The organism is Actinoplanes sp. NPDC049802 (assembly GCF_040656595.1).
GTDB lineage: Bacteria > Actinomycetota > Actinomycetes > Mycobacteriales > Micromonosporaceae > Actinoplanes.
In genome coordinates this window covers 31,553-56,750 of record NZ_JBFAMR010000049.1, presented here as the reverse complement: position 1 = coordinate 56,750, position 25,198 = coordinate 31,553, and the positions used below count along the sequence as shown (strand labels likewise).

The following is a 25,198-nucleotide window of genomic DNA, read 5'->3' as shown; positions in this document are numbered from 1 at the left end:
CGGCTCAGCCTTCCCGCCGCCTGGCCCTTACGGCGCTCAGGACAGTGCGGCGGCGACCGCCGCACGGGCGTCACCGGCCGCGTCCAGCACCACTCGCAGGCCCATCCTCTGCAACGTGTTCTGCATCGGCGGGCCCATGTGCCCGGCCACCACCATCGCGATCTCATGGGTACGCAAGAACCGCACCACCCGCGCATGATGCGAACCCTCGGTGCCCTCGTCGTGCAGCCGGTCCCACCCCACGTCGAACACCTGCCACTGCCCGATCCCCTCGGCACCGGCCTCCACGACGGCGACACGCTGCGCCCGGCCCCACCGACGGTCGACCTGGTCCTGCTCGGTGACCGGGACACAGACTCTGATCATGCGACTTCCCCTGTTCCTGACGAAGATCGAAGCACGGTACGGCCGGATTCAGCCGGTGAGCAGAACCCGGCCGGACGCGGTCCACGCCGTCGAGGCCGACCGGGGACCGGACCTGGACCTGTCCGGCTCGGCGACACGGGCGGCGACATGGGCGCACGCTATCCGCCGGCGACGACCGCCGATCAGAGCCGGCCGACCTGTCACCGGCCGGCAATAGGGAGTCCACGACCGGCTCATCGTCACCATCGGCGCCCGATGCGCCCGGCTCCAGCAGTCCAGGAGCCGCCCGTCTGGCCGCGGTGACCTTCCACGTCCGGTAGGAGCGCCGTGCGGCTGAGCAGAACGCGCTTGCGGAGCAGGTCGAACCCGGATCGCCGATACATCTGCCCTTTGAGCATCTTGATCTGATTCACGTTGCCCTCGACGGCGCCAGAACTGTGCTCCAGGGTCAGGCCGTTGAGGACTGCGTCGTAGTCCTGCGTCAGTCCGGTGGCGAAGGAGTGCAGATGAGGAAGGTCGTCGGCGCGGACCGCGGCGATCCAGTCATCGAGGTGCTGGCCCTGCCGCCGCATCAGCATGGTCGCGAATGAGGTGACGTGGGTGGCGATCCGGTCCAGGTGCGGACAGTCGGCGCGGACCAGGGCGAGCTCGCCGCGTATGAGATAAACCTGTCCGGGCGCGCGGGTCTTGCCGATCCTCCGGGTGAGTTAGGGATATTCGTTGACGCCGCCATCGTGGCGTTGCAAGGTCAACGGCGTGGTGACGGTCAGAAGGTTCCGTGTTACCGACGCGCCCATGTTGTGGGCGTTGAACGCGCTGCCGAACATCGGTGAGACGGCGGACCTCGGGGTGCCGATCCCGTTGCCGCCGGCGGTCACGCCTCCAGCCAGCTTTCCCGATCTCGCCGATGTTGAAGGGAGCTTCCTGGCGCGCGGCGGGGAGTTCCTCGTCGTCGAGTTGGACGGTCATGTCGTGGGGATGGGCGGCTTCCGACCCGGCGCTGAAGCGTGCGCCGAGGTGTTGCGGGTTCGGGTGCATCCGGCGACCCGGCGTCGCGGGATCGGGCGGGCCCTGATGGCCGAGTTGGAGCAGCGTGCGGCGCAGTGCGGATTTCAGGCGGTGTGCCTCGACACGGCGACCAACCAGCCGGAGGCGATGGCCTTCTATCAAGCGCTCGGCTATCGAGAGGTCAGCCGTGAGTGCCAGCCGGGCTGGACGTGGACGCTCGTTTACTACGTCAAGACGCTCGTCGTGAACGTCGCGCAACACGACGTCAGCCGTGGTGATTTCGCTGGCTGACCTCGGCCGCATAGGTGGCCCAGTCGCCATTGGACAGTCGCTGCATTTGGATGGCGGCTTTGATGTGGATGCCGAGCATTTTCGCAAGGATCGTGGCGGGGACCTCGGCGGCGAGCATGAACAGCGCGATGTTGCGGCCTTGGCGAGGTTGCAGGCTGTGCACGTGGAGTCGTCGGGCGAGAGCACCTTCGGTGAGGGGACGTCCGGGCCATCGTCCAGGGAAGAGCCAGCTGGACGGGGTGTTGATCAGGCTGCCGCCCGATGGTTGGCGTGTGGCATCGGCGAGTTCGTTGACGAGGCGGTCCAGCGGGGCGGGCAGGACGATAGGCCGGCTGCCCAGGGCGAGCAGCGTTTGGCCGCCGACGTGGCTCAGATGTTGGGTCGTCAGCGCGCAGATGACGTTGAGCATCTGGGCGTAGAGCAGAACGAGGAGACCGGCGACCCGGTCGGCGGTCGGATAGGTGTCGTCGTGCAGCAGCCGTCGCGTGTCGGCCCAGCGGCGGTCCTGGTCAAGGGCCGGGCAGGGCCGGTCCAGCGGGTTGCCGGAGCGGTGAGCCGGGGCGCGTAGTGGTGGATGGCGGCCCACCGCACGAAGTTCGCAGATCGGGTTGCGCGTGCGGGCTTCTGGCCAGCCACTGGTCGAGATCGGCTTGAGTGCAGGTGGCCAAGGGTGGATCCGCGGGTGTGCAGCCAGTCCAGGAAAGCGGCGGCGCGAGGTGTCGCTGACGGCGGTGCCCGCGGGATCACCCCCGCGCACGCGGGGTGATCCGTGGGGCCAGGACGTGCCGATCACCGACGAGCACTGCTCCCCGCAGCTGCGGGGATGATCCCGTCTGCCCTCACCTCGCCCGAGGCCGGCGTCTCGGGTCGCTGTTCGCGGCATCTCGGACGACGTACGCTGGCGGGCGTGGGTATTCGTGGGACAGCGGCGGCGGACCGGCAGAGCCGGCCGGGGCGGCGTGCGCTGGTCGCCGCCGACCTGAGCATGCTGCGGGGCCCGGTGAGCGGGGTTGTCGTGCTGCCGAACCGGCTGGTGTGGGCGCCGGCGCCGGCGGGCCGTTTCGACCTGGACGACCCGTTCGACCGGCTGCGGGTGTATGAGATCGTGCTGCGCGAGGCCGTCCATGAGGCCGAACTGCGCAGGTGGCTGAACGGCGCCGTCCTGGTCGAGGTGTGGCCGCATCTGTATCTGCCGCGAGGGGTGCGGCAGGCGTGGGAGGCGATCCACCCGCAGTTGGCGGTCGTGCCGGCGCGGTGACAACCGAATCGGTGGACGCCTTTCATCTGCGGGTGGCCCGGATCGCGCTGGCGGTCGCCGACCGGTACGGGTTCGCCCTCGGCGGCGGCCTGGCGTTGATCCTGTACGGCATCGTGTCCCGGCCTACCGAGGACGTCGACGTGTTCGGGGAGGAGGGCTGCAGCGTGGCCGCCGCCGCGGCTGCGGTGACGGCGGCCTTGCGGGAGGCGGGCATCCGTGTCGAGCCGGTGGACGCGAGTTCGGAGGTTGTCGACCTCGATTATCTGATGGCCGAGTTGGTCGCCTACCGGCCCGATGGCCGGGCGGTGCGGTTGAGTCTGGGCCATCTGTCCCGGACCCGGGAGCCGGTGTTGTTGGACATCGGACCGGTGATGGCCGTCGACGACCTCATCGCGTGGAAGGTGGCCGCCTTGGTGAACCGGGCTGAGGTGCGCGACTTCGTGGATGTGGCGGCGTTCCTGGACGGCCGCTCCCCCGGCATGTTGTTGAAGCTGGCGCGGACGGTGGATCCGGGGTTGTTCGACGAGGATGTCGCCGCTGCGGGCCGCAGGCTGGATCGGACGCCGGATCGGGCCTTCGCCGCCTACGGCCTCGCCCCTGTCGAGGTGACGCGGTTACGAACCCGATTCAGTGGCTGGCCACGCAGCTGACCGCTCCGGTTCCCGGGACGCATCCGGCGGATCATCACGGTTCGTGAGGATCGATGCCAGGGCGAGCTTTCCCGGTCAGCGGATGGTGGCTTGGCCGGGTTCGGCGGTCGCCTCGTACACGGCGATCGCTGTGCCGTCGGATCGGGTCACTACCCAGACGTGGCCGGCGTAGGTGGTTTGGTCGTAGCTCTGGCCGGGCGCGAGATCGGCGTACCAGACTCGTTTTTGCTGGTAGTCGAGCCATTGCACGGAGACGGACGCTCCGGTGGTGTTGAGGAATCGGATCGAGCTGGCGTCCCAGACCGCCTTGGCGCTGCTCTTCTCCTTTTCGGCGCCGGCGGGCAGTGCGGTGAGTTCGGGCAGTTCCGGCGCGGCCGGTGTCTCGGCGGCCGGCAACGTCGGCTCGGCGGGGGCGGCCACCGGTGCGGCCTGCGAGGGTGCCTCGTCGCGCGAGCGCCATTGGGTGATCAGCACCACCGAGGCGCCGATCACCAGGATCGCGGCCAGGACGGCAGCGAACACCAGTTCCGGTCGGGTCCGTTTGGTGGGCGGCGGCGCATACGGCAGCACATAGGCCTGGTAGGGGCCGGTGGTCTCGGGCGGCGGTTCGGAGGAGTCCGCGGGCACCTGGTCGGGCGGCTGGTACGCCTCGGGAGTGTCGGGCAGCTTCTCGGTCACGACATCGACCGTAATGGTCGCCCGCTCCATTCGGGCACATGAAACTCCGCCGTCTTCGGATCATGTCCGGGTGTGGCTCTCCAGCCCGTACTGCCGGAGTGGGCCATGGTCCGGTTTTGTCGTGTTTCGCACGGAGCCGAGCCGGGGTCGTCTCCGTTGTTCGAGCGAGGTTCGCACGGACGAATCGGCGTGCCGCGACGATGCACTGCTGCCGGGCTCAGTTCGGGGCGGTGTCGTCGAGGAAGTCGCGGTAGGTGTCGAGCACCCCGGGCGCCAGCAGTGCCCGCGGCCGGAACACCGCGGTGAGCAGGCCGAGCGTGCCGGAGTCCTCCACGGCGGGACGGGCCATCGAGTGTGCCGCGTCGAACATGGCCACGGTGACGTCGCCGCCGAGGATCCGCCGGTAGGCCGACTCGGTCTCGGCGACGTCGACGTTGCGGTCGGCGGTTCCCAGTGTCAGCAGGACGGGGACGTGCCGGCCGGCCATCGCGCGCAGGTCCGCTGTCGCGTCGGCCCGGAAGTTGCGCAGCACGAAGCCCCAGCGGTCGGCGCTCATCGGCTCGGGATCGGTCGTCCGGGCGAGATAGCGGTCGTGGTCGGCGCCGGATTCCAGCAGTTCGCGGGTGCGGTCGCTGTCCTCGATGGCGGTGCGCCGCTCATGCTCGTCAGCGCCGTGGTGGTCCAGTTCGGCTGTCAGGTTGAAGCGTCCTTGGCGTAACCAGTTCACTGCGGGGCTGACGGCCACGATCGCGTCGATGTCCGGGCGGGATCGCACCACTTTCGGCAGGACCCATCCGGCCTGGCTCGCGCCCCAGAGGACGATCGTGTCCGTCGCCAGTTTCGGCTGTGTCGCCGCCCAGTCGAGGACGTGGGCGACCTCCGCGGCGCGCTCCTGCATGTCCTGTCTCAGCCAGTTGCCGGTGGATCCGTCCACCCCGGGTTTGCTCCAGGACAGCGTGGTGAAGCCGGCGTCGGCGGCGGCTTCGAACCACGGCCGGTCCAGGCCGTCCTGTGTGGCGTCGACCGGCCCGTCCCCGTGCACGAAGACCACGAGCCCGCGGGCTGCGCCTTCCGGGTGGGCCACGACCGCTTCGAGCGTTCCGCCGGGTACGGGCACGGTGACCCGCCGCTCGGCGAAGCGGTAGGTGTTGCCGACCACCATGAGTGTGCCGATCGACAGTGCCACGGCAAGGAGGACAACGGCGACGGTAGCTATCTTTCTTCGCACGGTCGTAGCGTATGCGATAGTTGCAAGGTGGATATCAGCCTGGGCTTCACGCCTGACGAGCGCACGCGGGTGGGCGGGTTGTACTGGGAGGCGTTCGGCGCCAAACTGTCGTGCGCCTTCCGTGACGACGGCACGGGCCGGGCAGCGGTCACGGCCGCCCTGTCCGCCGATCGTTTCCTGGTCGCCCGGGACGGCGGCGACGTTCTCGGCGTGTGTGGTTTCCGTGCGGCCGGAACAGCGGCGGCGGACTGGTCGTGGCGGGCGGCGCGGTCGCGGCTGGGCTGGGTGGCGGCGGTCCGGGCAACGGTGGTTCTCGCGCCGTTGGCCGGCGGTGACGTTCCCGGTGTCCTCGTGCTGGACGGGTTGTGCGTGGCCGCGGGCCGGCGCGGCGCCGGCATCGGGTCGGCGTTGCTCACCGCGGCTCTGGACCTCGCGGCCGCACGCGGCGACCGGGCCGTCCAGCTGAGCGTGGTCGACACCAATCCCCGGGCCGAGGCTCTGTATCGGCGCCGTGGTTTCGTGATCGTCGGCCAGGGCGAGATGGGCCCGCTCGCGGACGTCTACGGTTTCCGTCGTCACCGCACCTTGCGACGCTCGCTGGAGGAACGGCCGTGTCAGTCAACGTGACGCCCGCGCCACGAACGGTGGTCGAGGCGTTCCTGCCGCTGCGGGGCGAGGTCGGCTGCGGCCTTGTCTACGACACCGCCAACGCCGTCGGGCTGCTCGACCAGCCGGTCCGGCTGACGATTCGCCGGCTGATCGCCGCGGGCGAAGTCGTACAGGAAGGTCGTGGCCGTGGTGGAATGTTGCGGCTGACCGCTTCCGGGCGGGCACGGATCGACCGCGACCGGCTGGCGCTGCGCCTGGCTCAGGCCCAGGACGCCGGGGCGGCGCCGTGGGACGGCGCCTGGCACCTGCTGTCGGTGAGCGTCGAGGAGTCCGCCCGGTCGATCCGGGACGCGTTGCGCCGGGACCTGGTCACTGCCGGGGCGGCGCTGGTGTCCACCGGGTTGTACGTCAGCCCGCACGACCTCACCCCGCTGCTGGACGCGACCGATCGGCGCCACCTCGTGCTGGCCACCACGAACCACTTGGACGTACGCGGGATCACCGACCCACTCGACCTGGCCGGGCGCCTGTGGCCGCCCGCGCCGGTGGACCGGGCCTACGACTGTCTCGCCGAGGTGCTCGCCCAGCCTCCCGCGCCGGATCCGCTCGTGCAGCAGATCCGGCTGGCCGACGCCCTGGAACGGGCCGTCCGCGGCGATCCCCTGCTGCCCCTCGAACTGCGCCCGAGCCCGTGGCGGCCGGCCGAGCTGCGCCGCCGCTGGTACGGCGTGTGGGCGTCGCTGACGGAGCGGCTCGGCGAACGGGCGCTCTACCGCGGCTGGCTGAGCTGGTGATCGCCCCACGGTGTGCCGCAGTGGACGCCTGTTTCGAGACCGGGGGGAGACCCACGGGAGATGACGGCGTCCTGCGTCATGACCACGATCGGTCCGGTCGGCAGACCAGTCACCTACCACCTCTGCCGTCACTTTCCGTGACCCTCGATGAGCGTAAAGATTTTTCGATTCCGGCGGCAGCAGCCGTGCACCGCCATCGCGTTCACAGGGAGGAACCACTTCCACCAGCACCAGAGGAGTCACATCGATGGCAGCCAACCGCAGGAAGCTCAAGCTGGGGATCGCCCTGACAGCAGTCGTGATCGTCGCTGTCGGTGTCGGCATCGGCACCGCGAACGCCGGCACCCGCGGTCCCTGGCACAGTTCCAAACCGGCCAGGACGGCTCCCAGGACGGCTCCCACGAAGGCTCTCCCCACGAAGGCCTCCCCGGCCGTCTCCTCCGCCGCGCCGAGCGCGACCTCCTCGCGGACGGCCTCCACCGCCCCGAGCGCCCCGGCGTCCCCCGTCACCTCGGCCTCGGCCTCGGCCTCGGCCACGAGCAGCGCGGCTCCGGGGAGGTGGACGCCACCGCCGGCGAACGCGACGTTCGACTACCAGATCGGCGGCGCCTACACCCCGCCCTCCGGGACGACCGTGGTCAGCCGTGACAGCGAGGCGACCCCGGCCGCCGGGATCTACGACATCTGCTACCTCAACGCCTTCCAGGCCCAGCCCGGCGCCGAGTCGTGGTGGAAGACCAACCACCCCGACCTGCTGCTGCACGACAAGAACGGCGAACTCGTCGTCGACGAGGACTGGGACGAGCTGATGCTGGACTTCTCCACCGAGGCCAAGCGCACCGCGCTGACCGGCATCGTCGGCGGCTGGATCGACCGGTGCGCCGCCAAGGGGTTCCAGGCCGTCGAGCCGGACAACCTGGATTCCTACACCCGGTCCGGGGGCCTGCTGACGCAGACCCAGGCGATCGCGTACGTCACGTCGCTGGCCTCCCGCGCACACGCGAAGGGCCTGGCCATCGGGCAGAAGAACACCGCCGAGCTGAGCAGTGCGAACGCCAGGAAGGCCGGACTCGACTTCGCGGTCGCCGAGGAGTGCGCCGACTTCGACGAGTGCGACGCCTACACCGCCTCGTACGGCGACAATGTGATCGTGATCGAGTACTCACGCAGTGGCTTCGCCAAGGCGTGCAAGGCATACGGGAGCCGCCTGTCGATCGTGCTGCGCGACGTCGACGTCACCACCCCGGGATCCGAGTCGTACGTCCATGAGGCGTGCTGACCCGCTGTCCCGATTCCGCAACGCCCCGGAGACCTCCGGCGCCCGTACAGCGCCCGGAGGTCTCCGGCATGGAGGCGAACAGGCCACGATGACCACCTCCCCCGCCCGCACCGACGAGTTCGACGACTTCGTCAACGGCCGCGGTCGCGCACTGCTGAGATTCGCCTACGTGCTCTCCGGCGACGCCCACCTGGCCGAGGACCTCGTCCAGGAGGTTCTGGCCCGGCTGCACCGGCGCTGGGACAAGATCACCGCGATGGACAACGCCGAGGCGTACGTCCGGACCTCCATCGTGCGGCAGTTCCTGTCCTGGCGCCGGCGCCGCGCGTACCGGGAGGCGGTCCTCGCCGAGGTGCCCGAACCCGCCGGACTCGACGCGCCCGAGCACCGGGTCCTGGCCCGCGACCAGATGTGGCGACTGCTGCGCGGCCTGCCACGCGCGCAACGCGCCGTACTGGTGCTGCGGTTCTACTGCGACCTGCCGGACTCCGAGATCGCCGCGCTGCTGGGCTGCGGCCAGTCCACCGTGCGCTCCCAGGCGGCCCGCGCGCTCGCCCAGATGCGAACCATGATGAGCCAGAGAGGAGCCGGTGACGATGGATGACCTGAACCGCATGATCGCCGAGAGCATGCACGACGCCGCCGGGGACGCGCCCTCCGACGCCGGGCTGCTCAGCACCGTGCACGAGCGGTCCCGCCGCTACCGCAGGCGCCGCCTGGTCACGGTCACCGCGACGGCGGCGGCCGTGGCCGTGACGGTCGCCGGCATCCCGTTCCTGACGAGGTTCGCCGGCCGGCCGGAGCCCGCCGTGCCGCCGGCCGCGTCGGCGCCCGCCCCGCCGGTGACGCCCTCCAGCCCGGTCCCCGGCCCGTCCTCGGCGTCACCGGCCGGCAGCACGCCGTCCCGGCGGACCTCGTCGGCACCGGCGGCCGGGAAGTCCACCGGCCTGACCACGGTGAACCTGATCTCCGGCTGGACGGCGCCGGTATTCCCGTACACGCTGCCGGCCACCGACGGCATGAGCGCTCCCGTGGCCTCGATGAGCGACGGCGCCGTGACGGCCTTCTTCGAGGCGACCGAACTGCGCGACCACGCCGACGTCACGATCACCGTCACCACGACGAGGCCCGCCTTCACCACCTCGGCGAAAGAAACCCCGTTCGAGGTACGGGGGCACGCCGGCACTCTGCGGACCGTCGACGTCTCGCCGGCCAAGCAGCTCACGCTCCACTGGAAGGAGTCGCCGGGCCGGTGGATCCAACTCGCCACCGACGACACCTACACCCCGGAACAGGTGGTGGCGCTCGCGGACTCCCTGACGGGCGCGAGCATCCCCGTACAGCCGCCTTTTGATCTTGATCTGAGCCCGCACGGGCTGGTCGCCGACACCGTCACCGCGTCCCGGATGGTCTTCCGGTCGCCGAGCGCGGCGCCGGGCGCCGGCGGGTTCAGCACGGTGCTGCGCAAACGGCAGCGACTCATCGCCGCCGACCGGAAGGTCGGCCGATACGACGCCGCGCTGAACCGCACGGAAGACGAGGTGACCCTGTCGATCGACGTCACCGACTGGGACGCCACACTGCAGATCACCGTCGGCAACGGTCTCACCGTCAGCATCACCGATCTGATCCGGTACGCCGAGGGCGTCCACATCCTGAACCGCTCGAACCCGGAGTGAGCCGGTTGAGGTGCGGTGATGGGTACAGGCCGGCGACGGGCAGGGCTACGCCGGCCGGTGCTGTCCGTTCATCGGTGAGTAGATCGGTGACGCGAAGGCCGTGGCCGGCCGAACGGGTGATGGCCTCGTGGTCGCATGGCCACCCTGATCGGGCGAGAGCTCACGGCGGCCCCGCACCCCTGACGGTCCCGGCCGGTCACCCCACGGTCTGCCGGCTCCCCACACGGGCGGTCGAGGATGCTCGAACGTGGTGGGCCGCCGCAGCGCTGACCGCTGCCGCGAGCAGACCGGCCGTGAGGTAGCTCAGCGTCCAGGCCTGGGCCTGCCAATACAGCCCGCTGATGCCGTAGGCCGTCAGCACCAGCGCGGCGGCACCGAACGGGACCGCGAGGCCGAGCCCGAGCGCGACCGGCGACGGCGTCCATGCCTTCGCCCCCAGCACGGTGCCACGCCGAAGGAGCAGCCATGCCGCCAGCAGGAGCAGGCCGGCCAACGCCACGAAGGGGTAGGCGTCCCGGTCTCCTCCTTCGATCACCACGTAGAGATTCTCGCGGTGTTGCGTGAGACAGTCGACCGTCGGATTCGACGGCACCCACGGGCGGCCGCACATGCCCGGCTGGCTTCCGAATCGGTCGGTGGCGATCAGCAGCTTGGTCCATGGCCATCCGAGCAGCCAGGCCAGTACACCGTGCCCGCCCCACCAGATCATGACGATCCCGGCGGCGATCCACGTTCCGGTGAGCAGGCGGCGCAGTGCCCCCGCCACGTCCCGGGCGGCGACCGGCACGTCTCGCACGACGTCGGTCACCGTGCCGAACCGTTCGATGGCCTCACGTTCGGCGGCGTCGGCGTCCAGGCCACGGTCGCGACCGTCGTCGACGGCGGCCAGCAGGTGACTCTCCGCCTCGGCCAGCATCCGGCGCCCGGCGGGCCCGGTGCCGGCCAGCCGGTCGAACATCTCGTCGAGATACTTCTCCACCGGCCCGTCGCCGGCCGAGGCCGTCATGCCCCGGCCTGCGCTGCGACGGGCCCGATCACGGCTTGCACGCTGTCGACGAACCGCCGCCACTCGCTCTGCTTGGCCGTCCGGGCGAGCCGGCCGTCGCGGGTCAATTCGTAGACCCGCCGACGTCGAGGCGTTGCCTGCTCCCATCGGCTGACCACCAGGCCGGCCCGCTCCAACCGGTGCAGTGCCGGATACACCGTGCCCTCCGGCACGTCGAAGGCACCCTTCGAACGCTCTCGCAGGGCGGTGATCACGGCGTAACCATGTGCGCTGCCCGCGTCTGCCAGAACGGCCAACAGCAGCAGATCGAGATGACCTTTGACATCCATACCTAGAGAACCTAGGCATTGGAGATCTAGGCGTCAACGCCGCCGGTCTCCGGGCCGTCGGGATCCACTCCGGCTGGCTGTCAGTGCGGTCTCACTCACGGTGGGACAGCACTGACATCCAGCCGAGCGCTCAGGAGACGTTGAACTCGTCCCTCATGACGTCGGCGACGGGCGAAGCGGGCCGCTGCCGGAGCACGCCGTCAACGGTCACGTCGACGACCTCGTCGAAGAACGCGACCAGGCCGGCGAGCGGCGATGCCTCAGGCAGCGGGTCCGGGTAGGTCCAGGCGAGGTTCTCGCCCACCGCGAACGACAGGTACGCCGCGCGGCCCTTGTACGGGCAAGCCGTCACCGTCCCGCTGGGCAGAACCTCCGCCTTGAGGTGCTCACGCGGCAGGTAGAAGCGCGGGTACAGCTTCGTCTCGAACACGAGTGTCGGGGTGTGCGACTCGGCGAGCAGCACGCCGTCCCGCTCGATGCGCACGTGCCGGCTGCTGCGCCGCGCGTCGACGCGGGAGAACGGGTCGCGTGGGTGCGCGAACACGGGCTCGTCCTCCTCCGTCCAGTCGAACGCGCCGAAGTCGAACACGACGTGACCGGTGAGGTCCGCGTCGTCCGGGCGGAACGCGGCACGCTCGCGGACATCACCCCCGACGCGTACGTCATACGCCTGGCCGGGCGTGGAGTGCACCGCGAACGGAATGCCGGGATGCAGCACCGCCACGCCGCTGTCCGGAGGGGAGTCGCGGGGTACGAGTTCGGCCCGGACATCGGCGTCCGGCACGGCGTACGTGGGCACGATGCGGCGCGGTTCCCACACCAGCAGCGCGGCACGGCTGTCGGCGACGAGCCGGCCACCGAGCCGGGCGCGGACCCATTTGCCGGTCGGCTCGTGCCGCAGCACGCCCAGCAGCCTCATCATTTCGTCACCGACGTTCAGGCTCATACCGGCGAGTCTTCCCGCCGAACCGGCGGCCCGGACGTTCTCCGTCGGATTCTCAACTCGGCACAGCGCCGTGCCGGCGACTGGTGTCAGCCGGCGATGCGCTCGCGCAGAACGCCGAGGTCGGCGTCGGACAGGCCGCCGTCGCGCAGGTACCGGGCCGAGCCGCCCCGCTCGTCGAGCCACGCGAAAACGGCCTTGATCGCCTCCGGCGGTGTGGCGGTGACCAGGTCGGTGATCGCCGGAATGAGGGGCGCACCCCAGGCTTTCAGGCGGGCCAGCATGAGTTCGGTCCACTCGCCGGCGAGATTCGTCTCACTGAGCACGTAGTCGGCGATGACGGCGCCGCGGTCCGCGCCCGCCGCGTCGAGCAGCAGGGCGACGGCCACGCCGGTGCGGTCCTTGCCGGCCGTGCAGTGCACGAGCACGCCACCGTAGGTGTCGCCGGTGGGCCTGGCGACGAGTCGTGCGACCTCGGCGAAGGTTCCGGCGGCCGAGCCGAGCATCCGGATGTACAGGTCCGCCAGTGAGGGGATGCGCGCGAAGACCTCTCGCATCGCGGCCTCGTCGAGGTCGGCCGCCGCCGGCATGCCCGTGAACGACCCCTCGAGCAGCGGCAGTTCCACCACGGTGAACCGGCGTGCCGAGCCGGTCCGGTTCGGCACGCCGGTCTTCTCGAAGTCGCTGCGGAGGTCGACGATCGTCCCGATCGGGCTCGCCGTCAGGGTGCGGATGCCGTCGTCGGTCGTGCCGGCGAGGGCGTCCGACCGGTACAGCACCCCGGTGCGGGTCGAACCGCCCGCCACGAGCGGGATGCCCCCGGTGTCCCTGGAGTTGTAGGTTCCGGCGATCATCGCGCTCACGCGACCTCCTGTTTCCCTGATGCGAAGGCGGCAGGGCGCGTCCGCGGCGCCAAACAGACCTAGTGGCGACTAAGTTAGTCGGTAGATCATGGATACGTCCAGGTCCCGCCGCCTTCCCTGGCCGCCGCCGGGAGACGTACATCTCGTAGGGTTTCGGGGTGGAAAGCTCAGAGCGGCCCCCGGACGGCGACCACCGGCTCGCCCGCGGCGACGCACGGCGAACCCGGATCCTCGCCGCCGCCACCGACGAGTTCGGCCGCAAGGGCTACGAGGGCGCCCGCATCGCCGACATCGCCCGGTCGGCAGGGGTGACGGACGCGGGAGTGCTGCACCACTTCGCCACCAAGCACGACCTCTTCATGGCCGTCGTCGAACGCCGCGAGGAGGTCTACCAGACGATCAAGCTGCCGACCGAGTCGGTGCGCGCGCTCCTCGACGAGATCATCGCGGTCGTACGCCTCGCCGCGCAGGAGCCCGACCTGCTGCGATTCCGCGTCATGCTCACCGGCGCGTCCCGCATCGAAGGTCATCCGGTGGAGGGCCGTGCCCGGCGCAACCTCGAGGCCGCGCTGGACACGCTGGTCCCCTTCGTGCGCGAGCGCATCGCCGCCGGCGAGATCGCCGAGGGAACGGATCCACAGCAGCTCGTCCTCGAACTGCTGGCACTCAACGAGGGCATCCGCGACCAGTGGTCCACGATGCCCGACCGCGTCGACTACGTCTCCGTCTTCACGGCCGCCGCCAACGGACTCTACGAGAGGGTACGCACACGGTAGCCACCCTGGCCGATCCCGCCGAGCCGCATCGGATTCCCCCGTGCCGCTAACATCGGGTCCCGTGATCGTATGGATCAACGGCACCCACGGAGCAGGCAAAACAACGACCAGCGCACTCGTGCAGCAACTGATCCCGGACTCGCGGGTGTTCGACGCCGAGAAGGTCGGCGAGACGCTGATGGACATCACGCCAGGGCTGCCCGCGACGGACAACTTCCAGCACTGGCCACCCTGGCGGCCGCTCGTGGTCGAGACCGCCCGCCGCGTCCTCGACTTCACCGGCGGCACTCTGGTGATCCCGATGACGGTCCTGGTCGAGCAATACTGGCGCGAGATCAGCGCGGGCCTCGCCCAGCACGCCATCCCGGTCAGGCATTTCGTCCTCCACGCCGACCAGGGCACGCTCCGCGGGCGCATCGAGAGCGACCATCCCGTCCCCTCACCGTTCCGCCTCAAGTACCTCAAGCCCTACGCCGAGGCTGCCCGCACCTGGCTCCACGCCGAGGCCGAAGTCATCGACACCACTGATCTCACGCCCACCGAGGCTGCGCTGCAGATCGCAGGAGCCGTCATGGCTGGACCCCGAATGATTGACACTCGCCACTAGTCATGCGGTTTTGCCGGGCCCGCAGCCTCCGTGTGCCGGCACCCACTGGCACCGCGGTCGTGGTAGCCGATCTGCCGACGCATCGACGGAACCGGCGGCCGTACCGCTTACATGCCGCCAGGAGAACGGGCAGACTCGGGCCATGTCTGAGGAAATCGAAGTCATCGGACCGGCGCCCGTGCAGAGGTTCTCGGTGCTGATCCCCAGCGGCCACGGCACACGCGGACCCGACGGCTTCGTCGAGTTCCGGTTCAAGAACCCGGTCACGCTTGGCGGGCGCCCGAGCGTCACGGTCTGGAACGAGACAACCGGAGTCACGGTCACCGGTCAGCAGCTGCGGATGGAAGGCAAGGACATCGTGATCAGGGTGCACGTCGATGCCATCGCTGAGACGACCGCCCTGTCCGTCACCGTCATCGGTTGACCAGCCCCTGCCCAGGCGGAATCGTGGTTTCCGGTTCGGCGCCCGGGCCGGCGTTCGAAGATGAGGGAAGGTAAGAGTCCCTCAGCCGACCAAGGTGTTCACCGTGCCGATCCACTGGTTCTCCGACGGCAGCGTACGAGCCGAGGTTCATATCGCGGTGGTTGTGGTCGCCGTGGTTGTCGGCATACAGTCGCTGCTGCTGCCACGTGACGCCGACCGGCGCATGGCCACGGTGACCCGGACGATCGTCCCGCGGCTGGAGGCGACCGGTGACCTGCGGGGAGCTCAGGCCAAGTTGAACGATGCGGCGGCCCGCCAGATCGCGGGTCAGCTCACCGAGGACGCAACGATCTCCGCCCCCGCGAACTGCGTTGGGTGTCACCGGGAGTGACACGATGGTGTGATGCTCTGGCCGGTCCTGCTCGACACCGCTCCCCGCGACACGGTGTAGTCACCGGGTGAACGGGTCTCGACCCGCCTGCGGTGGCTCGACCACCCCGACCTTCCCGGTGACCTGGTGTTGCGCCGGATCGTCGTGCGGGCCGGCGCGCTGCCCGGTTTCGACGGGCGGCCCTGGGCGCAACTCGTCGAGGCCGGTGACCTGCGCGCGGTCCGGGAGGGCGATCACCGGGTTGGTGACGTCACGCTCGACGGATGCCTGGGCTTCGACGCCTTTCTGGGGATCATCGGGGAGCTGCCGGCCACGGTAGGCATCGTCCGGCGGGTACGGCTGGTGCAGGACCTGCACGATCGCGGCGCTGTCGAGTGGATCCGCCGGCCCGGGGACGTGCGCCTGACCGACGTCCCCGACGCCTGCCCCACGCGCCTGTGCGACGACCCGATGCCTGACCCTCGCGACCCCGAACCGGGCGAAATGAAGATTTTCAGCCCCGAAACGTACTTTCGAGCGTTCCGTGAGCACCTGCCGGCGCAGCAGTGGCAGGCGCGCGGATTCCTCGTCGACCTGGATGTCGCCGATCCCTGCTGAACCCGTCTCGGTGGTGTCTCCCTCCAGGGCACCCGGGACCGCGGTCGTCGTGCGTTCAGCCCGCGTCCGCGTGGGCTCCTGCCGGGCAGGGTCGCCGCGGTTCAGCGGGTCGTCGCCTCGGTGCCGGGGGGCGGCTGGACTCGCTCGAACCGCACCCGGCTCAGCCAGCCCGGGTAGTCGCTGAGCACGTACAGCTCGCCGTGCACGTCGGCGCCGATCGCGGTCGGCTGGGTGGGGAACTCGCCGATCGTGGCGGTCTCGTAGCTGCCGTCGCGGTGGGGCCGCACCGCGTACACGCGAGGCGCGCAGTAGTCGCTCGCGATGTAGGTGCCCCACGCCGCGGGGGTCCGGGCGCCGCGATACACCACGCCGCCGATCACCGAGCAGCTCTCAGTGAGGAAGTGTTCGTATTCGAAGACCGGGTCGACGTACCGCACGCCCGGCCGGCACTGCCCGGCATCGAAGAGCGGGGTGCCCTCCTTGCAGGACCAGCCGAGGTTCGCCCCGCCCTGCCACGGGCGGATGTGGTTGATCTCTTCGACCAGGCCCTGACCGACGTCGCCGATCCACAGCGAGTTGTCGACCGGGTCGACGGAGAACCGCCACGGGTTGCGCAGCCCGTAGAGCCAGATCTCCGGCCGCGCGCCCGGCGTACGGATGAAGGGGTTGGTCGAGGGCACGCAGTAGGGCTTGGCCCCGCAGGCGCGGTTGACGTCGATCCGCACGATCTTGCCGAGCAGGGTGCCGAGGTCCTGACCGGCCTTGAACGGGTCGTTCGCGTGGCCGCCGTCGCCGGTGGACCAGTAGAGGTAGCCGTCGCGGCCGAATGCCACCTGTCCGCCGTTGTGGTTGCCGTACTCGGCGTGCTCCTGGGTGAGCAGCACCTGGAGGCGTTGCGGGGCGTGGAGGGGCAGCCGGGCCAGGGTCAGCGCGCCGGCCGGCAGGCTCGTGTAGGCCACGTAGAGCATCCCGGTGCGCGTGAAGTCGGGCGCCGGCGTGATGCCGAGCAGGCCCTGCTCGTTGTCCGACGCCTCGATGCGGGCGGTCAGGTCGAGCACCGGCTCGGCTGCCAGGCCGATGCCGGGGTGGTAGGCGCGGACGGTGCCGTTCTTCTCCGCGATCAGCATCCGGCCGTCCGGCAGCCCGGTGATCGCGATGGGGCGCTGCAGGCCGGAGGCCACCTGTTCGGTCACCACGGTCAGCTCGCTCAGTGGTGCCGCGCGGCTGCCGGAGGAGGCGGTGCCGGCCGCCGACACCGAGGCCGACAGCAGCGCGGATTGGGCCAGAACGAGCAAGCCGGCCAGCAGGGTGGCCGGGAGACGACGCCGTCGCGACATGTTCGGCTCCTTGAGCAGAGGGGCGGACGCGAAACGGGAGCGCTCCCACAATACATCGACACCGAGCGATATCCGCTCGCCGTTCCGCGGAAACGTGCCGCACCGCCGGTTCGCTTCTCGTCAAGGGCAGGCGACGACGGCGCGCAGGCCGGGGCAGCGCCGCCGGAGCCGGTCCGCCAGCCGCCGCTGGAGGGTCGCCTGCGCCGCCGGGCAGCCGTCGCAGGCGCCCGCCAGCCGTACGGTGACGACCCCGTCGCGCACGTCGACCAGGTCGATGCGGCCGCCGTGCGAGCGGGCGAACTCCCCCGCCGACCCGTCGAGCAGTGCGACGGCCGCCTCCCGCAACGGTTCGTCGGCGTACGCCGTACGCCCGCCGTCCGGTTCCCAGCCGGCCGGGTCGCGCAACGCGGCGTGCAGGGCGGACCGTACCCGCGGGCCGTCCTTCGCCCAGCCGTTCCCGCCGGCGAGCGTGGTCACCACCGCGCCGGGCTCCACCGAGACCGCTGCCAGGGTGCCGTCGGCGAGCAGGCGCTCCAGCGGCGCCGGAACCCGTGCGGGCACGCCGGTCAGGGGCAGCAGCCCGGCGGGGACGATCCAGCGGAGCCGGTCGGGCCGGCCGGGGCAGGGTTGCGGGTGCAGGGGCACCATCAAGGCGCCCCGGTGAGCAGGGCGGTGACCGTCCGGGCGAGGAAGGCCATCACCCACGCCAGGGCGGTCAGATAGCCGAGGGCGCAGAGCGGCCACTTCCAGCTGCCCGTCTCCCGCCGCAGGACGCCGACCGTGGCCATGCACTGCAACGCGAAGGCGAACCAGGCGAGCAGCGCCGCGATGGTCGGTGCGGTGAAGACACGCTGCCCGGCGTTCGGTCCGTCCGGATAGGTAATCGACCGCAGCGCCTGTGCCGGATTCTCGGGGTCCTCCGCGGCGGCGACCTGGCCCAGGGTGGCGACGAAGGTCTCCCGCGCCGACTGGGCCGACAGGACACCGATGTTGATCCGCCAGTCGAACCCGAGCGGTTCGAACACCGGGGCGACGAAACGGCCGACCGTGGCGGCGTAGCTGTGGTCGGTGACGTACGCCGCCACGGCGCGCTCGTCGCCCGGGTCGATGCCGTGGGCGCGCAGGTCCGCGGTGGACTGTGCCGGCAGGTTGAGCAGCAGCCAGAGGGCCAGCGTGGTGACCGCGATGATGGTGGTGCACTTGCGCAGGAACGAGCGGGCCGCGTCGCCCATGGCGATCAGCACGGACCGTACGCCCGGCAGCCGGTACGGCGGGATCTCCAGGTAGAACGGGAGCAACGTGCCGCGATTCCGGGTGATCCGCTGGAACGCCCAGGCGGTGAGCATGGCCGCCGTGGCGCCGCACACGTACATGCCGAACATGACCAGGCCCTGGACGTTGAACGGGCCGGCCCGCTCGCCGGGGTCGACCAGGAGGCCGATCAGCAGCACGTACACCGGAAGCCGGGCCGAGCAGGTCATCAGCGGGGCGGCCATCATCGTGGCCAGCCGGTCGCGGGCCGCCGGAAGCGTCCGGGTGGCCATGATGCCGGGGACCGCGCACGCGAACGAGGACAGCAGCGAGACGAAGGCGCGCCCCTCCAGGCCGGCACGGGCCATCACCCGGTCCATCAGGAACGCCGCGCGCGGCATGTAGCCGGTGCCCTCCATCAACGCGATGAGCAGGAACAGCAGCATGATCTGCGGCACGAAGACCAGGACCCCGCCGATGCCGCCGAGCACGGCGTCGCCGAGCAGGCCCGCCGCCCACGGGTTGTCGACGTGGGCCGCGACCAGGCCGGACAGCCAGGCGAAGAAGCTCTCCACGTACCCTTGCAGGGGTGCGGCCAGGCCGAAGACGGTCTGGAAGAACAGCACCATCACCGCGGCGAACACCAGCGTCCCCCACAGCGGGTGCAGCAGTACGGCGTCGATCCGCTGGGTGGTCCGGTGCCGTCCCGGCTGCCGGTAGCCGGCGAAGGAGAGCACGGATTCGATCCAGGCGTTCAGTTCCGCCGGATCCGCCGGGGGCGCGAGCACGGGCGCCGGCCACGACGCCCGGTCCGCGATGAGCTCGCGCAGGCCGTCGATGCCGCGGCCGCGGTTGCCGACGACCGCCACCGCGGGTACGCCGAGGGCCTGCCCGAACGCCTCCACGTCCAGGGCTCCCTGCCGGGCGGCCAGTTCGTCGGTGAACGTCACCACGACGGCGGTCGGCAGGCCCCGGCCGAGCAGTTGGGCGACGAACCGCAGAGACCGGTGCAGTGTGGTGGCGTCGACGACCGCGAGCACCCCGTCCGGGCGTTCACCGGTGTCGGTGCGGCCGTCCAGCACGTCCACCATGATCTGCTCGTCCGGGCTGATCGGGTCGAGGCTGTAGGCGCCCGGCAGGTCCTCGATCAGGTGGCGGCGCCCGCCGATCTCGGTGACGCCGACGTACCGGGAGACCGTCACGCCGGGATAGTTGCCGGTTTTGGCGCGCAGCCCGGTCAGGGCGTTGAAGATGCTGGTCTTGCCCGCGTTCGGGCTGCCGGCGAGCACGATGCGCGGTGTCGCGGTGGCCGTCGCGGCGGGCACGGCGCCGCCGGCGTCGTGGCAGGCGGCGCTCATCCGAGCCTGGCCAGCAGGTAGGCGGCCTCGGTCCGGCGCAGGCACACCTCGTACCCGCGGATCCGGTAGAGCACCGGATCCCGTAGTGGCGCCCGGCGTACCACTTCGACCTCGGCTCCCTCGGCGAAGCCGAGATCCCGCAGCCGGCGTGCGGTCACCGCCGGCACGCCGGGCACGATCCCTGTGATCGTGACCCGGCAGCCGGGGGCGAAATCTCCCAGCGCCTGCCTCACTCGGGGCTCCGGCCGGGAAAGGGTTTCGGATGCTGATCGCTGCACTCGGTCACCATAAGGCGAGCCTTGCCTAACCAGTGCGAATCAGGGTCTGACGGCGGCGAGGACGCGTCCAAGGTCCCGGGCCGGGCGGGCCGGCCGCCCGGCGCGTCAGACGAGGGACAGCGACGCGGACGCCGGGGTGACCGGGGACGGCAACCCCGCGACGCGGCCGCCGAGGTAGGTGTGGATCGCCGACGCGGCCGCACGCCCCTCCGCGATCGCCCACACGATCAGCGACGGCCCGCGGCGCATGTCGCCGGCGACGAACACGCCCGGCACGGCGGTCTGCCAGTCGTCGCCACAGTCGAGGGTGCCGCGCCGGTTCCGGGCCAGCCCCAGTTGGTCGAGCATCGGCGCGGGCTCCGTGCCGGCGAACCCGATCGCCAGCAGCGCCAGATCCGCGGCCTGCTCCCGCTCGGTGCCCGCAATCTCCTCCAGCGGGAACCCGCCGCCCACGGCGGATCGGACGTCCACCAGGCGTACGGCCCGCAGCCGTCCCTGCTCGTCGCCGAGGAACTCACGGACCGCGGTCGCGAACAGCCTGCTGCCACCCTCCTCGTGGGCGGTCCCGGTACGCAGGATCCACGGCCACGTCGGCCACGGGTTGTGCAGCTGGTCGCGTACCGCCGGCGGTTGTGGCGCCACCTCGATCAGGTGCGCGCTCGCCGCGCCCTGCCGGTGCGCCACCCCGAGGCAGTCGGCGGCGGTGTCGCCGCCACCCACGATGATCACGTTGCGGCCGAGCGCGTCGATCGGCGGCGCCGCGAGCCGGCCGGACACCACACGGTTGGCGCCGACCAGGTAGTCCATGGCCTGATGAATTCCGGTCAGCCCGCGTCCCGGCGTGTCCGGCAGATCCCGTGGCAGCAGCGCGCCGCCGGTCAGCAGCACGGCGTCATGGCGTTCGCGCAGTTCGTCGACGGAGACGTCCACGCCGACCGCGCACGAGGTCACGAAACGCACCCCTTCGGCGGTCAGCTGCTCGGCCCGCCGGTCGATGTGCGCCTTCTCCAGTTTGAAGTCGGGGATCCCGTACCGCATGAGGCCACCGACCGCGTCGTCGCGCTCGTAGACGGTGACCGCGTGCCCGGCCCGCGCCAGCTGCTGCGCGGCCGCCAGGCCCGCGGGCCCGGACCCCACCACCGCGACCGTACGCCCGGACGGCTCGCCGGCCGGCATCGGCGTGAGCCCCCGGTCGGTGATCCAGTTGGCGATCTCCACTTCCATCTGCTTGATGGTGACCGCTTCGTCGCCGATCCCGAGGACGCAGGATCCCTCACAGAGGGCGGGGCACAGCCGCCCGGTGAACTCGGGGAAGTTGTTTGTCGCGTGCATGACCTCGACGGCGCGTTCCCACTTGCCGGCCCGGACCAGGTCGTTGAAGTCCGGGATGAGGTTGCCGAGCGGACAGGCCTGGTGGCAGTAGGGAACTCCGCAGCCCATGCAGCGCGAGGCCTGCTCGGTGATGAGACGGTCATCGGCACGCTGATAGACATCCCGAAAGTCCTGGATGCGCACGGCAACGGGCCGGGAAGCCGGCAGTTGCCGCCGGTACTTCAGAAATCCGGTCGGGTCAGGCATGGACATACCTCCGGGTTCGGGCTCCACACGAACACGGCGGGACGACGTCGGCCCAGCCGGCGGCTCCGGCGAACCGCGCTCCGGCAAGCTAGCCCGCCGACTCGCCCCCGACACAGTGCCGTTGGTCCCGCGACCGGTGACCGGTCCACCGCTCGTCCACGGCCGAGAGGTGCCCGGAGACCGCCGCCTTCGCTACGGCTCCGTAGCGTAAGCTGCCGAAGGTGATCTCCTCCTCCCGGCCCGCCGCCGAGCGGGCCCGCCCACTGCCCGCCACCCCCGCCCGCACCCGTGGCATCGGGCGGAACCTTCCGCTCCCGCACGTCACCGGCCGGCGGCCGGCCTTCGCGGTCGTCCACGTCTACCTCGGCGGACCACGATGAACGCGCCGATCCTGGTCGTCGGCGCGTCGGGCAACCTCGGCGGCGCCGCCGCCCGGTCCCTGCTCGCCTCGGGGCAGGAGGTCCGGGTGAGCGGCACGAACCCGGCCCGGCTGAGCGAGGAGTTCCCCGGCGCCGAGACCGTCCGGCTCGACCTGCACGATCCGGCCACCTTCGCGCCCGCGCTGGCCGGTGCGAAAGGCCTGTTCCTCATCCGCCCGCCACGGATCGCCCGGGTCGGGCCCACCCTCAACGCCCTGGTGACCAGCGCCGCGCGAAGCGGGGTGGCGCACATCGTGTTCGCCTCCGTGACCGGCGCCGACACCAACCGGATCGTGCCCCATCACCGGGTCGAGACACACCTGCGCGGCGCCGGCGTGCCCTGGACGATCCTGCGCCCGGGATTCTTCGCCCAGAATCTCGCCGACGCCTACCGCGAGGACATCCGCGACCACGATCGCATCGTGCTGCCCGCCGGGCACGGCCGAGCCGCCTTCGTCGACACCCGTGACGTCGGCGACGTCGCCGCCACCGTCTTCGCCGGCCCGGAGAAGCACAACGGCCGCGGGTACACCCTCACCGGGCCGGAGGCGCTCGACTTCGATACGGTCGCCGCCCTGCTCACCGAGGCGCTCGGCCGGCGGATCCGCTACCAGCCGGCCGGAGTCACCGGTTACCTGCGGCACCTGCGCCGCGCCGGCGTCGGGTGGCCGCGTGCGCTCGTGCAGACGATCCTGCACACCGGGCTGCGGGACGGGCAGGGCGAAGGCGTCGACCCGGCCCTGCCGGGCCTGCTCGGCCGGCCGGCCACGACCCTGGCACAGTACGTCCATGACCATCGGCGGCTGTGGACGCGGTGACCGTACGCGCGGGGCGGGCCCGTCGTGACGCGCCGGACGGACCCACGGATAGTGCGCAGCCGGGCGGCGGTGCTCGGCGCGGCACTGGAACTGCTGGCCGAGCGGGGCATCACCGCGACCACCATCGAGGCGGTCGCCGAACGATCCGGGGTCGCCAAGACGACGATCTACCGCCAGTGGGACAGCCAGGCCGCACTGGTCCTCGACGCCTTCGGCAGCGTTCTGCGGGCACCCGCCGACCCGGACACCGGAACACTGCGGGGTGACCTGCTCGAGCTGCTCACCGGCTACGCCCACGCCCTGTCCCGCAAGCCGGCCACCGGCCTGCTGTTCGCCCTGATCGACGCCGCCGAACGCGACCCCGCCTTCGCCACCCTGCACCGCCGCGAGGCCGGCAACCGGCACACGGTGATCCTGGCCGTCATCGCCCGGGGTGTCGCACGTGGAGAGCTGCCGCCCGGCACCGACCCGGCCGACGTGCTCGACCTGGTCGCCGGCCCGCTGTTTCACCGGCGTGCCGTCTCCGCCGGCACCGTCGACAGCGGCTTCGCCGAACGAGTGGTCGACCGGGTGCTCGCGGCGTACCGGTGAAGAGCCGACCACCCGGCGCCGGCCGGCGTGGTGGTGCGAGGCTGTCGGCATGGAGTTTCTGTGCTACCACCGCGACCGGCCCGGCTCGCCGGCCCTGCGCCTGGAACTGGGAGAGGCCCATTGGGCGTACATGGACGGTTTCGCGTCGCAGCTGATCGCCCGCGGTCCGACCCTGACGCCGGACGGTGAGACCGCCACCGGCAGCCTCCACATCGTGGACCTGCCCGATGCGGCCGCCGCCCGCGCGTTCGCCTTCGACGAGCCCAACTATCAGGCCGGCGTGTACCGGGACGTGCTGCTGCGGCGGTGGCGCAACGCGCTGGGCCGCACCATGTGGGACTTCCCCGCGGGTTCCGCCGAGGACAGCCGGTACCTGGTGCTCGGCTTCGGCTCAGGGCCGGCCGCCGATCTGCGCGTGCCCGAGCGGGCGAAGGATCTCATCGCGTACGGGCCACTGCTGTCCGACGACGGCACGACCTGGCTGGGCACGGCGCTGCTGACCGTCGCGCCGCATCCGGACGAGGCGTGCGCCGTCCTGACCCGAGATCGATACGATGCCGTCGAGGTGCACCCCTGGACGTTCGGCGGCCGACGGTAGCGAATGCCGGGCCATCGACGACCCCGGCGTCAGACGGTCCGCACCACCAGGTCCGGCCGCCCGCCGCTGATCGCCGCGATGCGCCCGGCCTCGGCGGTCAGGTCCTCTTCGGGTACCCGGCCCGCCTCGCCGAACAACGTGACCGTGACGCCGCTGTCCGTCTGCTCCCAGACCCCGGCCACCCGGCCTCCCGCGACCACGACAGGTGAGATCCAGCCGGCCGCTTTGCTGATCAGCGGGCGCCGGTGCGGGGCGACGACGTGTTCGTCCCTGGTGCCGGGGCCCAGGACGAACTGGTCGAACGCCGGCAGCAGCCGCACCCGCGGCGCTGGTTCGGCGGTCGCGATGTCGTCCAGATCGACGGTACGGGCGTAGGCGGCCACGCCGTCGACCGTCACCCCGGTGAGGACACCGGACCGGCTCAGGTCGCCGAACCACTTCCGCAACGACGCCTTCCTGGACGCGCCGCGGATCAGCCACTGGTCGAACGACTCCATCGTGGCCGGGCCGAACGCGCCCAGATAGGCCGGGATGACCCGCATCGCCGCCTCGTCCGGCTCCGGCAGGCCCGTCCACCCCTCGATCCACGTCGCGGGGCTGGTGAACGTCGCCCGGTTGCGGTCACCCGGCCCGTGGCACAGCAGGCCCTGCCAGGCCAGCGGTTTGAGCACCGCACCCCAGCCGGAGGAGAGCGGCCCGGTCAGCGACGCGTCGCCCGTACGCTCGAGAATCTCGCCCGCCAGTTGCTCGCGGGTGAGGACACGGCCGGGCAGGATCTCCCCGACGGCGGCGGCGATCGCGGTGATCTGCCCGGTGGTGGCGAACGTCCTCTGCCACGACCCCTTCTCCCACGTGCGGGCCGCGGCCAGCAGGCTCAGGAAGTCGGCGACGTCACCGGCCGTGAGCAGGTGCAGCGTCCCCCGCATCGCCCACACCTTGACCAGCGTCCGGCGGTCCAGGGCCGTGCCGGTCTCGCCGCCGGCCGGCGGCTCCCGGCGGACGGCGACGGCCGTCTCGGCGGCGGAGGCGACCTGGGCCTGCACACCGCACAGCCGGCCGACGACCGCCTCGGCGGAGGATCCGCCCGGCCCGTCGAGGAACTGCCGGCGCATCCGCCACGCCAGGACCTGGTCGATGGAGAACCGGCTTGACGGGGTCTGCGAGTTCACGCTCCGTACCCTATCCGGGCGCCGT

The 25,198-nt window shown here is 71.3% G+C and carries 31 protein-coding genes and 1 pseudogene; 17 read left to right on the top strand and 15 right to left on the bottom strand.

What is annotated here, in order from left to right; genetic code table 11:
* Positions 1-36: 36 nt before the first annotated feature.
* Both AB0I88_RS28270 and AB0I88_RS28265 read right to left on the bottom strand, forming a co-directional pair.
* Complete coding sequence (locus AB0I88_RS28270; protein ID WP_361030980.1) at positions 37-366, bottom strand: NifB/NifX family molybdenum-iron cluster-binding protein; 330 nt, start codon at positions 364-366, stop codon at positions 37-39.
* A gap of 338 nt (positions 367-704) precedes the next feature.
* Positions 705-938: pseudogene (locus AB0I88_RS28265) on the bottom strand (transposase); the annotation flags it as partial.
* Positions 939-1,122: 184 nt separating this feature from the next.
* On the opposite strand from AB0I88_RS28265, the gene AB0I88_RS28260 reads away from it, so the two are divergent.
* Positions 1,123-1,665: a GNAT family N-acetyltransferase gene (locus AB0I88_RS28260; RefSeq protein WP_361030977.1), complete on the top strand. Its 543-nt coding sequence runs from the start codon at positions 1,123-1,125 to the stop codon at positions 1,663-1,665.
* Here AB0I88_RS28260 and AB0I88_RS28255 read toward each other — a convergent pair.
* A complete protein-coding gene (locus AB0I88_RS28255; RefSeq protein ID WP_361030974.1) occupies positions 1,640-2,422 on the bottom strand; it encodes a hypothetical protein in 783 nt (260 codons plus the stop codon). The two genes, AB0I88_RS28260 and AB0I88_RS28255, sit on opposite strands and share 26 nt — an antisense overlap.
* 156 nt (positions 2,423-2,578) lie before the next feature.
* Between AB0I88_RS28255 and AB0I88_RS28250 the strand changes: the two genes are divergently transcribed.
* On the top strand, positions 2,579-2,923 hold the full coding sequence (locus AB0I88_RS28250; RefSeq protein ID WP_361031007.1) for a hypothetical protein: 345 nt from the start codon (positions 2,579-2,581) through the stop codon (positions 2,921-2,923).
* Complete coding sequence (locus AB0I88_RS28245) at positions 2,920-3,573, top strand: nucleotidyl transferase AbiEii/AbiGii toxin family protein (RefSeq protein WP_361030971.1); 654 nt, start codon at positions 2,920-2,922, stop codon at positions 3,571-3,573. The genes AB0I88_RS28250 and AB0I88_RS28245 overlap by 4 nt, the downstream gene beginning before the upstream one ends.
* 75 nt (positions 3,574-3,648) lie before the next feature.
* On the opposite strand, the gene AB0I88_RS28240 is transcribed toward AB0I88_RS28245, so the two are convergent.
* Both AB0I88_RS28240 and AB0I88_RS28235 read right to left on the bottom strand, forming a co-directional pair.
* The gene (locus tag AB0I88_RS28240; protein WP_361030968.1) at positions 3,649-4,251 is read right to left on the bottom strand and encodes a hypothetical protein; all 603 of its coding nucleotides are present in this window, start codon (positions 4,249-4,251) and stop codon (positions 3,649-3,651) included.
* Between the two features lie 217 nt (positions 4,252-4,468).
* Complete coding sequence (locus AB0I88_RS28235) at positions 4,469-5,479, bottom strand: CocE/NonD family hydrolase (RefSeq protein ID WP_361030965.1); 1,011 nt, start codon at positions 5,477-5,479, stop codon at positions 4,469-4,471.
* Positions 5,480-5,506: 27 nt separating this feature from the next.
* Here AB0I88_RS28235 and AB0I88_RS28230 point away from each other — a divergent pair, with 27 nt between their 5' ends.
* From AB0I88_RS28230 to AB0I88_RS28210, 5 genes are all read left to right on the top strand, one after another.
* On the top strand, positions 5,507-6,106 hold the full coding sequence (locus AB0I88_RS28230; protein WP_361030962.1) for a GNAT family N-acetyltransferase: 600 nt from the start codon (positions 5,507-5,509) through the stop codon (positions 6,104-6,106).
* Positions 6,091-6,882, top strand: coding sequence for a PaaX family transcriptional regulator (locus tag AB0I88_RS28225; RefSeq protein WP_361030959.1), 792 nt, complete (start codon positions 6,091-6,093; stop codon positions 6,880-6,882). The genes AB0I88_RS28230 and AB0I88_RS28225 overlap by 16 nt, the downstream gene beginning before the upstream one ends.
* Before the next feature lie 247 nt (positions 6,883-7,129).
* Entirely contained in the window at positions 7,130-8,161 is a 1,032-nt protein-coding gene (locus AB0I88_RS28220; RefSeq protein WP_361030956.1) for an endo alpha-1,4 polygalactosaminidase, read from the top strand.
* Positions 8,162-8,249: 88 nt separating this feature from the next.
* Positions 8,250-8,765 carry a SigE family RNA polymerase sigma factor gene (locus AB0I88_RS28215; RefSeq protein ID WP_361030953.1) on the top strand — a complete coding sequence of 172 codons (516 nt, stop codon included), beginning with the start codon at positions 8,250-8,252 and terminating at the stop codon, positions 8,763-8,765.
* Positions 8,758-9,840 (top strand): hypothetical protein, encoded by a 1,083-nt coding sequence (locus AB0I88_RS28210; protein ID WP_361030950.1) that lies wholly within the window; start codon positions 8,758-8,760, stop codon positions 9,838-9,840. Before AB0I88_RS28215 ends, AB0I88_RS28210 begins: the two co-directional genes overlap by 8 nt.
* 196 nt (positions 9,841-10,036) lie before the next feature.
* On the opposite strand, the gene AB0I88_RS28205 is transcribed toward AB0I88_RS28210, so the two are convergent.
* The 4 genes from AB0I88_RS28205 to AB0I88_RS28190 all read right to left on the bottom strand — a co-directional run bounded on the left by AB0I88_RS28205 (position 10,037) and on the right by AB0I88_RS28190 (position 12,972).
* A complete protein-coding gene (locus AB0I88_RS28205; RefSeq protein ID WP_361030947.1) occupies positions 10,037-10,846 on the bottom strand; it encodes a permease prefix domain 1-containing protein in 810 nt (269 codons plus the stop codon).
* Entirely contained in the window at positions 10,843-11,175 is a 333-nt protein-coding gene (locus AB0I88_RS28200) for a helix-turn-helix transcriptional regulator (RefSeq protein ID WP_361030944.1), read from the bottom strand. Before AB0I88_RS28200 ends, AB0I88_RS28205 begins: the two co-directional genes overlap by 4 nt.
* Before the next feature lie 130 nt (positions 11,176-11,305).
* A complete protein-coding gene (locus AB0I88_RS28195) occupies positions 11,306-12,121 on the bottom strand; it encodes a DUF427 domain-containing protein (RefSeq protein ID WP_361030941.1) in 816 nt (271 codons plus the stop codon).
* 86 nt (positions 12,122-12,207) lie between these two features.
* On the bottom strand, positions 12,208-12,972 hold the full coding sequence (locus AB0I88_RS28190; protein ID WP_361031004.1) for a tyrosine-protein phosphatase: 765 nt from the start codon (positions 12,970-12,972) through the stop codon (positions 12,208-12,210).
* 167 nt (positions 12,973-13,139) lie between these two features.
* Between AB0I88_RS28190 and AB0I88_RS28185 the strand changes: the two genes are divergently transcribed.
* The 5 genes from AB0I88_RS28185 to AB0I88_RS28165 all read left to right on the top strand — a co-directional run bounded on the left by AB0I88_RS28185 (position 13,140) and on the right by AB0I88_RS28165 (position 15,776).
* Positions 13,140-13,757 carry a TetR/AcrR family transcriptional regulator gene (locus tag AB0I88_RS28185; RefSeq protein WP_361030939.1) on the top strand — a complete coding sequence of 206 codons (618 nt, stop codon included), beginning with the start codon at positions 13,140-13,142 and terminating at the stop codon, positions 13,755-13,757.
* A 61-nt stretch (positions 13,758-13,818) separates the two neighbouring features.
* A complete protein-coding gene (locus AB0I88_RS28180) occupies positions 13,819-14,364 on the top strand; it encodes an ATP-binding protein (RefSeq protein ID WP_361030936.1) in 546 nt (181 codons plus the stop codon).
* Positions 14,365-14,506: 142 nt separating this feature from the next.
* Positions 14,507-14,788: a hypothetical protein gene (locus tag AB0I88_RS28175; protein WP_361030933.1), complete on the top strand. Its 282-nt coding sequence runs from the start codon at positions 14,507-14,509 to the stop codon at positions 14,786-14,788.
* A 94-nt stretch (positions 14,789-14,882) separates the two neighbouring features.
* A complete protein-coding gene (locus AB0I88_RS28170) occupies positions 14,883-15,179 on the top strand; it encodes a hypothetical protein (RefSeq protein ID WP_361030930.1) in 297 nt (98 codons plus the stop codon).
* Positions 15,180-15,305: 126 nt separating this feature from the next.
* Positions 15,306-15,776: a hypothetical protein gene (locus tag AB0I88_RS28165; RefSeq protein ID WP_361030927.1), complete on the top strand. Its 471-nt coding sequence runs from the start codon at positions 15,306-15,308 to the stop codon at positions 15,774-15,776.
* A gap of 101 nt (positions 15,777-15,877) precedes the next feature.
* On the opposite strand, the gene AB0I88_RS28160 is transcribed toward AB0I88_RS28165, so the two are convergent.
* The 5 genes from AB0I88_RS28160 to AB0I88_RS28140 form a co-directional block, all read right to left on the bottom strand.
* Entirely contained in the window at positions 15,878-17,113 is a 1,236-nt protein-coding gene (locus AB0I88_RS28160; protein ID WP_361030924.1) for a PQQ-dependent sugar dehydrogenase, read from the bottom strand.
* A 120-nt stretch (positions 17,114-17,233) separates the two neighbouring features.
* Positions 17,234-17,761 (bottom strand): NifU family protein, encoded by a 528-nt coding sequence (locus tag AB0I88_RS28155; protein ID WP_361030921.1) that lies wholly within the window; start codon positions 17,759-17,761, stop codon positions 17,234-17,236.
* Entirely contained in the window at positions 17,761-19,722 is a 1,962-nt protein-coding gene (locus tag AB0I88_RS28150) for a ferrous iron transporter B (protein WP_361030918.1), read from the bottom strand. Before AB0I88_RS28150 ends, AB0I88_RS28155 begins: the two co-directional genes overlap by 1 nt.
* Positions 19,719-19,955: a FeoA family protein gene (locus AB0I88_RS28145; RefSeq protein WP_361030915.1), complete on the bottom strand. Its 237-nt coding sequence runs from the start codon at positions 19,953-19,955 to the stop codon at positions 19,719-19,721. The genes AB0I88_RS28150 and AB0I88_RS28145 overlap by 4 nt, the downstream gene beginning before the upstream one ends.
* 150 nt (positions 19,956-20,105) lie before the next feature.
* A complete protein-coding gene (locus AB0I88_RS28140) occupies positions 20,106-21,578 on the bottom strand; it encodes a glutamate synthase subunit beta (RefSeq protein ID WP_361030912.1) in 1,473 nt (490 codons plus the stop codon).
* A gap of 221 nt (positions 21,579-21,799) precedes the next feature.
* Here AB0I88_RS28140 and AB0I88_RS28135 point away from each other — a divergent pair, with 221 nt between their 5' ends.
* Genes AB0I88_RS28135 through AB0I88_RS28120 form a run of 4 tightly spaced genes read left to right on the top strand, consistent with a single transcriptional unit; the run spans position 21,800 to position 24,004 of the window.
* Positions 21,800-21,958 carry a hypothetical protein gene (locus AB0I88_RS28135; protein ID WP_361030909.1) on the top strand — a complete coding sequence of 53 codons (159 nt, stop codon included), beginning with the start codon at positions 21,800-21,802 and terminating at the stop codon, positions 21,956-21,958.
* Entirely contained in the window at positions 21,955-22,815 is an 861-nt protein-coding gene (locus AB0I88_RS28130) for an NmrA family NAD(P)-binding protein (protein WP_361030906.1), read from the top strand. Before AB0I88_RS28135 ends, AB0I88_RS28130 begins: the two co-directional genes overlap by 4 nt.
* Positions 22,816-22,866: 51 nt before the next feature.
* On the top strand, positions 22,867-23,406 hold the full coding sequence (locus AB0I88_RS28125) for a TetR/AcrR family transcriptional regulator (RefSeq protein WP_361030904.1): 540 nt from the start codon (positions 22,867-22,869) through the stop codon (positions 23,404-23,406).
* Between the two features lie 49 nt (positions 23,407-23,455).
* The gene (locus AB0I88_RS28120) at positions 23,456-24,004 is read left to right on the top strand and encodes a YciI family protein (RefSeq protein WP_361030901.1); all 549 of its coding nucleotides are present in this window, start codon (positions 23,456-23,458) and stop codon (positions 24,002-24,004) included.
* Positions 24,005-24,033: 29 nt separating this feature from the next.
* On the opposite strand, the gene AB0I88_RS28115 is transcribed toward AB0I88_RS28120, so the two are convergent.
* The gene (locus AB0I88_RS28115; protein ID WP_361030898.1) at positions 24,034-25,173 is read right to left on the bottom strand and encodes a winged helix DNA-binding domain-containing protein; all 1,140 of its coding nucleotides are present in this window, start codon (positions 25,171-25,173) and stop codon (positions 24,034-24,036) included.
* Between the last annotated feature and the right edge of the window lie 25 nt (positions 25,174-25,198).